Below are 12,947 nucleotides of genomic sequence, written 5' to 3' on the forward strand. Positions count from 1 at the left end.
GTGCCGATGTATTTGAGGCTATAAGTAAGGTTACGAATCAGTAATGCCTTAGGTTGTTCGATAAGTACCCTATATGTATATATGTATATTAGAACTAGGTTGGCAGGGATTACGCATTAGAAAAGACTATTGTACGAATGATGATATACAATCTGTTGAGGATAATGGCGTAAGGACCTCGGCAGAGGTCCCTCTTAAATAGGCACAGGTCGGAGGGGCGTTAGCCCCGAACGACCTGTGTGTAAGAGCATATTCACCACCTCCTTGACCCCGATTGAGGGGTCAGACCTAGAGATAGGGTTGTCCGACCCCTCGGCCGGGGTCGCAAGGGTATTGTACACCTATCTATACACAGGTCATCGGCACTGCGTGCCTTGACCTGTGCCTATTTAGCGCGGACCTCTGCCGAGGTCCTTCCCCCATAGGCACTCCAATGAATGCTACTCAGACACTTTCTAATGCGTAACCCATGGACTAGGTTGGCCTTCTACTTGGCATAATCTGAATTATTGATTAATTTTGTGGCAAATTGAGCCAAATGATGAAAGAAAATAATCAAAACGAACATATTGACGAGCTAGACCAAAATAGTGAGCAGCTGCCAGCTTCAGAGCACTCCAGCGAAGACTCCATTAAGGATGGGAGTGGTAGCTATGTGCTAAGCGGAATGTATCGCAATTGGTTTCTCTCCTATGCCTCCTATGTAATTCTGGAGCGTGCAGTGCCCCACATAGAGGATGGTTTGAAGCCAGTACAGCGACGCATTCTCTACACGATGTCGCAGATGGACGATCGTCTGATCAAGGTGGCGAACATTGTGGGTCAGACCATGTCGCTTCACCCCCACGGAGATGCCAGTATCGGCGATGCATTGGTGCAGCTAGGTCAGAAAGACTTATTGATTGACTGCCAAGGTAACTGGGGTAACATCCTCACGGGCGATGGAGCAGCTGCCGCTAGGTATATAGAGGCAAGGCTCACCCCTTTTGCCAAAGAGGTGCTTTTCAGCGATAAAATCACCGACTACAAGCTCTCCTATGATGCCACTCACAAGGAGCCGGTGGCACTACCGGTGAAGTTTCCCCTACTCCTTGCTCAGGGTGCAGAAGGTATTGCGGTGGGGCTCTCCTGCAAGATACTCCCCCACAACGTCCGTGAGCTACTGGAGGCTTGCATTGCTTATCTCAAAGGAGAAGAATTTGAGCTTTATCCCGATTTCCCAACAGGCGGGCTGATGGATATTAGCCGTTACAATGACGGCGAGCGTGGTGGGCAAATCAAGGTGCGGGCACTGATTGAGAAAAAAGATGCCAAGACCCTTGCTATCACGGAGATCCCCTTTGGTCGTACCACCAGTTCGATCATTGAGTCGATTATGCGGGCGAATGATCGGGGTAATATCAAGGTACGGAAAATTGATGATAAGACGGCTGCCACAGTCAATATTGAGATACAGCTACCTCCTGGCACTTCGTCCGACAAAACGATTGATGCCCTCTACGCCTTTACTGATTGTGAGGTGAGCATTGCCCCCAATTGTTGCGTGATCCGTGATGACAAACCAGAGTTTCTCACTATCACAGAGGTACTCAAAGATGGGGTGGAGCGCACCATGACCTACCTGCGTGCTGAGCTAAAGATCAAACTAGCGGAGCTAGAGGAGCAGCACCTTAAGAGCTCTTTGGAGGAGCTATTTATCCAGAGACGTATCTACAAGGACAAGGAGTTTGAGCAAGCCAAGAATCTAAAAGTGGCGATTGCTCATATCCGTGAGCGACTATCCGATGCTCTGGAGGGAATGATACGCCCTGTGACGGACGATGATCTAAAGCTCTTGCTTGAGCTCCGGATGGCACGCATCCTTCGCTTCAATGAAGAGAAAAACCAACTCTTCATTAAAGGGCTTGAAAAGGAGATGGCAGAGATCAAAGAGACGCTGAATGACATTCGTTCTTACACCATCAAGTGGTACCAAAAGCTACTCAAAGAGTATGGCGATAAATATCCCCGCCTCACCAAGATCCAAAGCTTTGATGAGATTCAAGTCGCTAAGGTGGTGCTGAAAAATGAAAAGCTCTATGTAGATCGTGAGGGCGGTTTCATCGGCACAGGTCTGAAGAAAGACGAATTTGTCTGCGAAGTCTCGGACCTCGATGATGTAATTGTCTTCTTGAGAGATGGACGGTACCTCATTACCAAGGTGGCCGATAAAGCCTTCGTTGGCAAAGAGATCATACACATAGCTCGCTGGATCCGCAATGACAAGCGTACTATATATAATGTGATCTACAGAGATGGCAAGAATGGGGCTGCCTACATCAAGAGGTTTAATATCCCATCGCTGATTCGTGATCGGGAGTACCATGTGACACAGGAAAAGCCGGGTTCTAAGATCCTTTACTTCTCCGCCAACCCCAATGGAGAGGCTGAGACGGTGAAGGTGGTTCTTCGACCTACCCAAAGGGAGCGGAGGAGAAAGCTGGTCTTTGAACGAGATTTTGCTGAGATCTTGATCAAAGGGCGCACCGCCAAAGGGAACCTCCTGACCCGAGGGAATGTATTCAAGGTAACGCTCAAGGAGCAAGGGGCTAGCACGCTCGGGGGCCGGAAGGTCTGGTTTGACTGGGATGTCTTCCGCATCAATTATGATGAACGAGGCACCTTCCTAGGCGAGTTTGCTGGCGATGACCAAGTTCTGGTGATTAGGGAAAATGGAGAATGCTACACCACAGGGTATAGCGATGCCACCCACTTCGAGCGAGATATCAAGGTGATTGAGCCATACGACCCTGATAAGATATGGACCCTGGTCTACTACGATGAGGAGGCAAAATACACCTATATTAAGCGCTTCCCAATAGAGGAGGATGGCGGTCGCACCTTTATCCAAGGAGAGGAGCAAAATAGAGTGCTACTCCTGAGTGAGGAGGTATATCCACTGATCAAAGTGACCTTTGGCGGAGGAGACGAGCACCGTATGCCGATCGAGATAGACGCCGAAACATTTATCGGTGAAAAGAGCATTCGAGCCAAAGGAAAGCGGATCAGTAACTATGAGGTGGCAGAAGTAGAGGAGCTACCTCCTGCAAGAGTACCAGAGGAGGGGGAAGAATCGGAAGAGGAATCGGAAGAAGCTGAGGAGCCAAAGGAAAGTAGCAAGAAGTCCAAAGATGATCTCAAGGAGACACTACACCTTATTGAAGAGGCAACCGGACAGAAGATGCTACAGTTTGAAGAGGATGATGAGGAGGAATAAGCAGAACCATTGGAGAAGGGGGTGGATGCTCGTGGCACTTCTGCCTATCTATTGCTCTGTAGCTTTGGCACAAGAGCCTACTCAGGAGAAGTGGTACCAAAAACTAGGTAAGTGGGTAGAGGGAGAGCCTTGGAGCTGGGAGGGTAATTTACCCATGACCCACACTAAGTATCTATTTCACATTGGGGAGATGGGGGTAAAGGACCAATACCTTAGCCCCATAGCACACCGTGGAATGGAGGGAAAGCTCTCTTTCCTCACCGACTTTGCGGCATCCAGCCAACGCTCATGGCATATCTATCAAGATGTGTCACTCAATCTAGCTTCTCTCAAGAATAAAGCCAATGGTACGGTGATGTATAGTCTCGGGGTGGACTATTCCGTGGGTCCTAGCTGGCGAGTAGTGAAGCACAAAGGGCTATCCCTAGACCTTGCCCCGCTCCTAGCACTCAATGTGGGAGGGCATATCAAGGAGTCCAACACCAATAATATAGGCAATGTGAAGGCAAATATTGGGCTAGATGGTTGGGGACGCCTGAGGTATCAAATCCCATGGAAGACCATGCCACTCAGCATCAGCTACTCTGCTCAAATACCGTTGATGATGGGGGCGTTTCACCCAGAATATGGGCAGAGCTACTACGACTACGTTTCGGGCGATAATGGAGCCAAGATAGCGATTCACTTCGGCTCTTTTCATAATACAATTGGCATCAAGCAGAGGCTACTTATTGATCTACCTATCCACAATCTCACCCTCACGGTGGGGGCGGAGCATAGCTATTTCGGACAGAAAATCAATCATACCACCTACAAATCGGGGTGCTGGAATCTAGTGGTGGGACTTTCCTTGGATAGCTTTAAGCTCTCGGGAGGAAAAGCGGTTGCTTCGCCACAAATCACCAATAGATATCGTGACTAATGAATAAGATAAGACTAGCTATACTTTCACTGGTGGTGATTGCCCTAGGTGGTTGTATTCCAGAGACACCAGGAGAGGCTGATCAAGTGACCAACTTTGAAGCACTCTGGAAGATCATGGATGAGCACTACTGCTTTTTTGAGGAGAAGGGGGTGGATTGGAATGAGGTGCACGACCGTTATTTGGCAAAGCTAAAGGAGTCAGAGCAGAGTACTCTGAGCTTCTTCTATTTATTATCGGATATGCTGAATGAGCTGAAGGATGGTCATGTCAACCTCTACTCCGACTTTGATATCAGTGGTTACCCCATTGCCCCCGACCCTACTACGGGGCTCAATATCTATGCACGACGCAGAGATCTATCTGGGCGTTTGATGATTTCGGGCGGGATGAGGTATGGACTCTTTGCCACAAAGGAGCGGACCCTCTCTTTTGGTTATATGTCCTATGGTAGCTTCTCCAGTGGTATTGGCAATATGCCGGTGATCCTTTCGCTTTTTGAGAAGAGTGATGCCATTATCATGGATCTTAGGGGGAATGGTGGGGGTTCCCTAGATAATTGCGATAAGCTACTTTCTTATTTCATTAAGGAGAAGTGCCTCATCGGCTATACGGTCCACAAGACAGGACCAGGGCATCACGAGTTCTCCAAACCCAAGGCGCATTATATCAGTCCGAGCTCTATCAAGACACTTACGGAGAAGCCGGTGCTGATTCTGCAAGATAGGAGTAGCTACAGTGCCACCAACGACTTCCTATACAAGGTGAGGAGTGCCAAGAATGTGATCCGGATAGGAGAGCAGTCGGGCGGAGGAGCTGGCATGCCGGCTTCAGCCGAATTGCCTAATGGCTGGCGGGTACGCTACTCTGCCGTGAAGAGCTACGACAAGGATATGGTGCTACTAGAGGGAGGTGTGGCACCCGATATTGAAGTGCATAATGATAGCTTTTATGAGAAGCCTGATGCAGAGGATAGGATTCTCATCACAGCGATAAAGAAAGTATTTGAAATTAAAGGGGTACCCTACCCCACTAAGTAAACCATCGAGATGGAAAATAATTTAATGCAGATGGAGGAGGAGATCGTAAAAGCACTACGAACGGTTTACGATCCTGAGATACCAGTGAATATATACGACCTAGGATTGGTCTACGATGTAGATGTGAATCACGAAACGGGGCATGTGGTGGTGACGATGACACTCACCTCGCCTAATTGCCCTGTCGTAGACTTCCTCATCACCGACGCCCAGATGAGGGTAGAGAGTGTGAAAGGGGTGAAGAGTGCCGAGATTAAGCTCACCTTTGAGCCAGAGTGGCACCGAGATATGATGACCGACGAGGCAAAGCTGGAACTGGGACTACTCTAAGGAAGGTGTATGATCTACTTTGCCTCGGACACCCACTTCGGTGCCTACTTTCACCAAGACCCTTTGGCGATAGAGCGGAAGTTTCTACGCTGGCTGAAGGAGATAGAGGGGGATGCGACGCACCTCTTTTTGGTGGGTGACATCTTCGACTACTGGTTTGAGTACAAGTATGTGGTGCCTAGAGGCTACACCCGTATCCTTGGGAAGTTGGCCGATATGGCGGATCATGGCGTGGAGATTCACTTCTTTACTGGTAATCACGATATATGGGTGTATGATTACCTTCCTAAGGAGATTGGTTGCCAAGTGCATAGAGTTCCTACTACCTTTGAGCTACTCGGTAAGAAGTTTTATATCGCACACGGAGACGAGTTTATCAAGGATGATAGGGGCTTTAGGATCATCAGAGCGATCTTCCATAATCGGATATGCCAAAAGCTATATGGAAGTCTGCACCCTTGGCTCACTGTGGGCTTCGCACACCGCTGGGCACTGCATAGCCGCAAGAAGGGATTGAAGGATCAATACAAGCAGGAGTACCGAGGCGAAAAGGAGGAGTATCTAGTGGACTTTGCTAAGGAGTATCTAGTAGAGCACCCTAATGACGCCCCCGACTTTTTCATCTTTGGGCACCGCCATATAATGCTCGATCTGATGCTCTCTCGCCAATCTAGAGTGGTGATTCTTGGCGACTGGATTACCCACTTTAGCTATGCCCAATGGGACGGCACCACCTTCGCCCTCAACCTATTTGAGGCGTAGATCATATATTATGTGTATCTTTACGATGTATTAACAATGGATTGGTTATAAACTTTTTGGATTGTGGAGATGAAAAAGATTGCTGCCATTACGATGGTGCGTAACGACGACTTTTACCTAAAGCACTGGACAAGATACTATGGTGCTGAATTGGGCGAGGAAAACCTATACATCTATCTCGATGGAAAAGATCAGAAGCTACCAGACTGGTGCCCCAAAGCTCAAGTGGTGGCGGTAGATAAGATCAAAGGTCAAGTAGTATCGGCGGAGAAGGAGCGCTTGCTATTTCTCTCCAATAGAGCTAAGGAGCTTTTTGAGAAGGGATATGACCTTGTGATCGGTGTAGATGCCGATGAACTCCTAGTGGTAGACCCTAATGTAGGTAAAGGACTACGCGAGTACCTGAGCAGTCTGGATATTAAGAATAGTGTTTCTGGTCTTGGAGTGGATGTAGGACAGTTCCTTGGCAAAGAGGCGGATATCAAGGAGGATGATACGCCATTCCTTAATCAGCGTAAGTATGCACGCCTCTCCACTAGATATACCAAGCCGAGCGTATTAGCAGCGCCTCTACAGTGGGGATCTGGATTCCATCGGATCAAGGGAAAGAACTTCCATATTGATAAGAACCTTTACCTTTTCCACTTCGGGTACTTCGATATGCGACGCATTGAAGCAAGGTTTGCCGACCCAGACCGAAGAGAAGCAGGCTGGACAAAGCACATCGCCAAGCGCTCTAAGACCATCAAACAGGTAACGAATCATAAAGCACGCGATTGGGACCGCACTACTAAGGTAGCCCGCACAATGCAGACAATCATACGTCCGCCCTACGCCTGGAATAAGCCAGCCATGCTCGGTCTCTGCTTCATCGTCGAAATCCCCCCCCGCTTCAGAGATATTGTATAGCACCTTGACATTGACAATTTTATGCCAAAGATTTCAGTAATTATCCCTGTATACAATGTAGAAAAGTATCTAAGGAGATGCTTGGATAGTGTGCTTGCTCAAACTTTTACGGACTGGGAAGCTGTTTGTGTAAATGATGGCAGTCCAGATAATAGCCAATCAATTTTGGAGGAGTATGCCTCAAGGGATAGTCGCTTCAAAATCGTAGTCAAAGAAAATGGCGGCCTATCTGATGCTCGGAATGTAGGTATGCAAAATGCTCAAGGGGAGTATATAAACTACCTTGACTCTGACGACCTCATTCACCCACAAACCTTTGAGCTAGCTCTTGCTCTAATGAAGAGGGAGAAGGCAGAAGTAGTAACCTGGTATAAGGATCCCTACTTTCGCCCCTACTTACTTGTCAGACATTTTTTAGGTTTTAATATAGACAATGCAGTACCTGGAGGGCTCAAGAAAAGATACGATCTAAAGGAGATCAAGAGCTATACAACCGATAATGTATTTGAGCATATTACAGAAAATAGCCATACCAATATTGAGAATCCTATTAAGCACTTCTATGTTTGGCGTCACCTAATCAAGAAGGAGCTCATTGAAGATATCCCATTCCTGAAGGGTGTGATATTTGAGGATTTTCCCTGGTGGAGTGAAGTGGTACTGAAAGAACCACGAACAGTAATCACTAACCTACCTTTCTACTATTACTTTCCGAATATCGGTTCAATTGACCGCTCCTCGACCCACTGTAAAAAGGTGAAGAATTGGATCATTGGACTTGAGCATACTGATGACCTTTATAAAAGTAAGGCATCAAGTTATCAGCAAAGCAAATGGAGCGCTGAATGCAAGTGGCCAGTAATCAAAGGGCAAATTCTTTCTAAGCTTAAGGGCAAAAAAATGAACCTGGAGGATAGAAAAGCTCTTGCGATAGAGCTACTACGGCTCAAAGAAAAGGGAGTGTTTGATAATCCACCCACAGAAAAAGAGGTTAAAACCCAGAGAACTCTTTTTCAGCTTCTTGATGAATTGGCACCCAATAAATAAGCAATATGAAGGTCGCTTTCTTGAGAACAGCCTTCGGGCGAGAAGGTGTAGGGACAGTTACCAACACTACGGCAAAGCTATTTCATGATAAAGGAATAGAGGTGTGCTATATTGTCCAATACTTTTGGGGTCAGTGGGAACCTCCATTTGAAGGGTTGGAGATACATTACCTTCCAAATAAAAGAAGATTTGAGTCACAAGCTAATAAAGAGGCACTGTATAAAATCGTTAGGGAGGAAGGTATAGATGTTATCTTTGCTCCAATTTGGCAACCATTTTTTAACAATAAAGATAGGGAACACCTAGGTAATTGCAAATTAGTTTGGTGGATTCATAACTTGCCCTATTGGGAATGGTATCAGGTCGTTTACAAAATGAAGGCGTCGCCACTAAGTGTGAGCAAACTGTGGTATAACCTATTTAGAAAGCATAGATACGAGAAGTCTGATGCGAAGTTGAATCAGATAAAGGAACAGTACAAAAAAAACATTCAACTCTATGATAAAACTATTGTACTGAGTAAATTCTACAAGGAACAACTTGAAAACGATCTGAACCTGACCAATAAAGAGAAAGACTCTATTATAGTCGCTACAAATACGGCAGATACAAGCTTTGAGGTGGATGCCTCGCAAACCGACAAAGAGGACTTAGTCATTTTCATGGGGCGTCTTGATAATACTCAGAAACGCATCTACTTACTACTTGAAATCTGGGCAATGATTGAATCAAAGCTACCTAAGAGTTGGCATTTACAAATCTGGGGTGGTGGTGATGCCGAAGAAGGACTAAAGCAATTGGCCGATAAGTTAAGGCTTTCTCGAATACAATTCTGCGGGAGCACCTCCGACCCTATGTCCGTTTATAAAAGAGCCAAAATTATCTGCTTTACTTCAGCATTCGAAGGGTGGCCAATGACTATTTTAGAAGCCCAACAACAAGGTGTTATCCCGATTAGTTTTGACTCTTTTGAGGCTATTTATGAGATGATTGGGAAGGATAAGCAATATGGACGGATAGTCTCAAATAACAATTTAAAGGAATTTGCTGACAAACTTGAAGAGCTATGCACTAACGACCAACTACAGCAAGAAATCATCAGTAGGCTTCCTGAAAAGTGCAAAGATTATGCACCAAACATTAACAACCAAAGGTGGGAAAAACTTTTTTCTGACTTGCTAGATATTAATATTAAGTTCTAACTATTACAAACAGATGAGTGAACCCATTATCTCAGTAGCAATGAGTTGCTACAACGAACCTTTCGAATGGCTTAAAGGAGCCATTGACTCTATCTTAAATCAAACGATACAAGAGATAGAGTTTAACATTGTAATTGATAGACCGGATTACCCATTTGAAAGAAATCTCAGAAGCTACATAGCGAATGATTCAAGAGTGAATGTTGTCTCATTAAATAAAAACACTGGAGTTGCTAATGCCAAACAAACAGCTATTGAGATGTGTAATGCACCATACATAGCTTTGATGGATGCAGATGACATTTCACTAAAAAACAGATTTGAAGTACAACTTGATTTTCTCAATAATAATAAACATATAGACATTTGTGGAAGTTGGCTAAAGACTTTTGGCTCACATGAGGAAGTGTATAAATACCCTCAAAAACAAAAGGACTTTACTTTATATCTTGACAGTTGTATTGGCTGCCCTACGGTAATGTTTCGGGGGACCTTTCTCAATAAGAACCCACACTTTTTTAACCCCCAATTTAGGTATGGTGAAGATTATGAAGCTTGGGTTCGCTTTTTTCCTAAATACCGCTTCGAAAATATACCTCAAGTACTATTGCTATATAGAATAAGTAAAACACATGTAACGAAAGCAAAACACAATGAAATGGTCGGTTTTATTTCTAGACCTAGACTAGATATACTCAACTACTACTTATCTAAAGCAGGACTTCCCTCCATTGATGCCCCTATCTCATTTAAAGATTTATCCATTGTCAGCAATGCACCTTGCTTTCCACGAGAGCACATTGGCGAGCTCTTATACCGTATGCTTGTTTCCATTCCTGGTCTTTCGTTAAAAGACTTGTATCTACAAAAGAAAATGGGTATTCTCAATAGCTTAAGTTCAAAACATTGGCGAAGATTATTAAAACATCTTATCGGTCTTAAGAGAACCCCCTACTATCCTATTTTATAATTTACAATCAGTAGTAAACGACAAATACTTATTTATCCATAAAATGATAACTACAAACAATCGGTGGGTTGCCATGATTTGGCATACTTTTGTTGCATTATTAATGATGCAACTTTGCCGCCTTCTTTACTTCTACTACAATCAAAGTCATTTTCCAGATGTAGATTTTCAACAGCTGATAAGTCTGATGCGTGGTGGCTATATCATAGATATGGTTGTTATTGGATTTGGCTTTATACTCTACTACATGATGATGATAGTTGGGGCTTACCTACCTGCAAAGATTGAAATGAATAAGTGGTATAGACGGATTTGCTATGCAGCCTACTTTATTCCCTTTACCTTATTTGCATTCTTGAATGTCTCCGATACAGGGTATTATCCTTTTGTTCTGAGAAGGGTCAATTCTACTGTATTCAGTGAGTTTGAGGGTAAAAGTATGTTTGGTTTCTACAAAGACTTCATATGGGAGTTTTGGCCTCTAACCCTTGCTTTCTTTGTGATAATGATTATCGGCATTGTCTGTTTTAGGTTGATAAAGTACGAAAGAGACCCTAATCACAAGCAACCTCTACTACTAAATATTGTAGCTTCTCTACTGGCTATCGTATTTTTATTCTTTAGTATGCGAGGGCGTTGGGACTTCGTTGGCAAACCTCAATGCATGACGGTTATCCTTCCCTATATATCTGACTATGATCAGCTTCCTATTTTATACAACTCTCCTTTTTCCTTAGCAAAAAGGCCAAGTGGACGCATAGAATACCGATTCTTCAGCGACGAAGAAGTTTCAAATATTTATACACCACTATATAAAGCTGCACCTCTTTCTGAGAACGACAGCCTATACGGCTCAATGAAAGGGCGGAATGTGATGGTAATATTATTGGAAAGTATGGGAAAAGAGTATTTCGGATATCTTAACAGAGATATTGAAGGCTTTCCTTCCTATACTCCTTTCTTGGACTCCCTGCTCCCCAACACCCTCTATGCGAAGTATGGATTTGCATCAGGCAAGCGATCGGTAGAATCATTCCCCTCAGTATTTGTTTCACTGCCTTCATTTGGTGGAACATTTAATGATAGTGAAGTGGTCATTGAAAACTATCAGCATTTCTCCACCTTTGACACTGGATTACCCCGCTCCCTTAAGGACGCTGGATATCACCTTAAGTTCTACCACGGAGATGTTGATGGAGTCATGGGTTTTTATTCATTCTTAAATAAACTTGGGCTAGAAGATCAGTACACGATAACCAATTATAAAGAGCACTACCACTATAACGACTCTGTAAAGATAAGCACTTGGGGTATACACGATCTACCGTTTGAGCAGGCTATGGCAGAGGATATGGATAATCTGAAAGAGCCATTTGGAGCACTCTTCTTCTCACTTTCCAATCATCACCCATTTAAGCTACCTCCTGGATTTAAGGGGAAGTTTAAGGAAGGAACCTTGCCTATCCACCAAACTGCACAGTATGCCGACCTAGCTCTTAAGGAATTCTTTGATAAAATCAAAGATAAACCCTGGTTTGAGAATACCCTGTTTATTATCACAGCGGACCATACGAATCAGAGTGATCACCCGGCGTACAACAACTTGGCGGGTCATGCGGCAGCTCCTATTGCATTCTATGATCCGCAAGGGAAGCTCAAGGGAGAGATTAAGGATTATGTGGTGCAACACACCGATATCCTCCCCACCCTGCTGTACCTACTCGGTATTGAGGATCCTGTGCTGAGCTATGGAAGCAATATCTTTGATACGAAGGCGGAGCATATAGCACTTAATTACTTCCAAGGCCAGTATATCTTTTTTACCAAAGAGATTACGCTAACGATGACTCCTACTGGAGATATCAAGGCTTCGGCTCCTGTGCCCTATCTACAGACCGAACCCGATAAAGCAGTTATGCCCTCTAGTGAGGTACAAGAGCACTATACACGACTTTTCAAGGCCATCGTCCAAGACTACAACCACAGAGTCTTCAAGACCTCCTTTTCCATTAAAGACGTCCTTCCCCCACCCGCCAAAGAAGAGTAATAGGTCCGATATGAGAATGTTGCATGAAGTGCCATTCTCGCACATTTGAATCAAATGTGCTGAGACTTTGGACGAAGGATGAGATGCAAGGCGCTGAGGGTGAGAGCGCTGGGAGCGTACTCACGTACGTGACCGAGCCCGAATCCCGAAAGCAACGCAGCAGATCGCCTTCGTGCAATAGGCTCTATAATCGAGTAGGTCGGGAAACGAAAGTTTTCTGACCTACTTTCGTTTCCTTCCCTCTCACACCACCGTACGTGCCGTTCGGCATACGGCGGTTTAATTCGTTTTCAAAGAGTGTCTAATCGCATAGTAGTCCAAACAACTTACAAGGCCTCTGCGGGCAAGTACATCTTTCGATATAGCTCGTACCACGCATGTACGTCTCACCACCCATTCGTAGCGGTCTCCGCAGTAGGATGTAAGCTTGGCTAAGTCGTTGCAGACACCAAGTTTGCGTAG

10 protein-coding genes are annotated in these 12,947 nt (G+C 44.9%); all 10 read left to right on the top strand.

Going from position 1 to position 12,947, the window contains the following annotated elements; all coding sequences use genetic code 11:
• Positions 1-538: 538 nt before the first annotated feature.
• Positions 539-3,256, top strand: coding sequence for a DNA gyrase/topoisomerase IV subunit A (locus tag A3GK_RS0109310; protein WP_018029183.1), 2,718 nt, complete (start codon positions 539-541; stop codon positions 3,254-3,256).
• Positions 3,240-4,178, top strand: coding sequence for a hypothetical protein (locus tag A3GK_RS0109315; RefSeq protein WP_155799503.1), 939 nt, complete (start codon positions 3,240-3,242; stop codon positions 4,176-4,178). Before A3GK_RS0109310 ends, A3GK_RS0109315 begins: the two co-directional genes overlap by 17 nt.
• Positions 4,178-5,218, top strand: a complete 1,041-nt coding sequence (locus A3GK_RS10795; RefSeq protein WP_018029185.1) for a S41 family peptidase — start codon at positions 4,178-4,180, stop codon at positions 5,216-5,218. The genes A3GK_RS0109315 and A3GK_RS10795 overlap by 1 nt, the downstream gene beginning before the upstream one ends.
• A 9-nt stretch (positions 5,219-5,227) precedes the next feature.
• The gene (locus A3GK_RS0109325; RefSeq protein ID WP_026161830.1) at positions 5,228-5,548 is read left to right on the top strand and encodes a metal-sulfur cluster assembly factor; all 321 of its coding nucleotides are present in this window, start codon (positions 5,228-5,230) and stop codon (positions 5,546-5,548) included.
• 9 nt (positions 5,549-5,557) lie between these two features.
• Complete coding sequence (locus A3GK_RS0109330; RefSeq protein ID WP_018029187.1) at positions 5,558-6,310, top strand: UDP-2,3-diacylglucosamine diphosphatase; 753 nt, start codon at positions 5,558-5,560, stop codon at positions 6,308-6,310.
• A 69-nt stretch (positions 6,311-6,379) separates the two neighbouring features.
• Positions 6,380-7,219 (top strand): glycosyltransferase family 2 protein, encoded by an 840-nt coding sequence (locus A3GK_RS0109335; protein WP_018029188.1) that lies wholly within the window; start codon positions 6,380-6,382, stop codon positions 7,217-7,219.
• A gap of 21 nt (positions 7,220-7,240) precedes the next feature.
• Positions 7,241-8,266 (top strand): glycosyltransferase family 2 protein, encoded by a 1,026-nt coding sequence (locus A3GK_RS0109340; RefSeq protein ID WP_018029189.1) that lies wholly within the window; start codon positions 7,241-7,243, stop codon positions 8,264-8,266.
• A 5-nt stretch (positions 8,267-8,271) separates the two neighbouring features.
• Positions 8,272-9,468 carry a glycosyltransferase gene (locus A3GK_RS0109345; RefSeq protein ID WP_018029190.1) on the top strand — a complete coding sequence of 399 codons (1,197 nt, stop codon included), beginning with the start codon at positions 8,272-8,274 and terminating at the stop codon, positions 9,466-9,468.
• A gap of 13 nt (positions 9,469-9,481) precedes the next feature.
• On the top strand, positions 9,482-10,438 hold the full coding sequence (locus A3GK_RS0109350) for a glycosyltransferase (RefSeq protein ID WP_018029191.1): 957 nt from the start codon (positions 9,482-9,484) through the stop codon (positions 10,436-10,438).
• Positions 10,439-10,541: 103 nt separating this feature from the next.
• Entirely contained in the window at positions 10,542-12,485 is a 1,944-nt protein-coding gene (locus tag A3GK_RS0109355) for an LTA synthase family protein (RefSeq protein WP_018029192.1), read from the top strand.
• Positions 12,486-12,947: the final 462 nt, after the last annotated feature.

The organism is Porphyromonas somerae DSM 23386 (assembly GCF_000372405.1).
Classification (GTDB): Bacteria; Bacteroidota; Bacteroidia; order Bacteroidales; family Porphyromonadaceae; genus Porphyromonas_A; species Porphyromonas_A somerae.

Bases quoted from the DNA above. Each gene is read 5' to 3' on its own strand.
- A3GK_RS0109310 (WP_018029183.1), top strand. From the start codon at position 539: ATGATGAAAGAAAATAATCAAAACGAACATATTGACGAGCTAGACCAA.
- A3GK_RS0109315 (WP_155799503.1), top strand. From the start codon at position 3,240: ATGATGAGGAGGAATAAGCAGAACCATTGGAGAAGGGGGTGGATGCTC.
- A3GK_RS10795 (WP_018029185.1), top strand. From the start codon at position 4,178: ATGAATAAGATAAGACTAGCTATACTTTCACTGGTGGTGATTGCCCTA.
- A3GK_RS0109325 (WP_026161830.1), top strand. From the start codon at position 5,228: ATGGAAAATAATTTAATGCAGATGGAGGAGGAGATCGTAAAAGCACTA.
- A3GK_RS0109330 (WP_018029187.1), top strand. From the start codon at position 5,558: ATGATCTACTTTGCCTCGGACACCCACTTCGGTGCCTACTTTCACCAA.
- A3GK_RS0109335 (WP_018029188.1), top strand. From the start codon at position 6,380: ATGAAAAAGATTGCTGCCATTACGATGGTGCGTAACGACGACTTTTAC.
- A3GK_RS0109340 (WP_018029189.1), top strand. From the start codon at position 7,241: ATGCCAAAGATTTCAGTAATTATCCCTGTATACAATGTAGAAAAGTAT.
- A3GK_RS0109345 (WP_018029190.1), top strand. From the start codon at position 8,272: ATGAAGGTCGCTTTCTTGAGAACAGCCTTCGGGCGAGAAGGTGTAGGG.
- A3GK_RS0109350 (WP_018029191.1), top strand. From the start codon at position 9,482: ATGAGTGAACCCATTATCTCAGTAGCAATGAGTTGCTACAACGAACCT.
- A3GK_RS0109355 (WP_018029192.1), top strand. From the start codon at position 10,542: ATGATGCAACTTTGCCGCCTTCTTTACTTCTACTACAATCAAAGTCAT.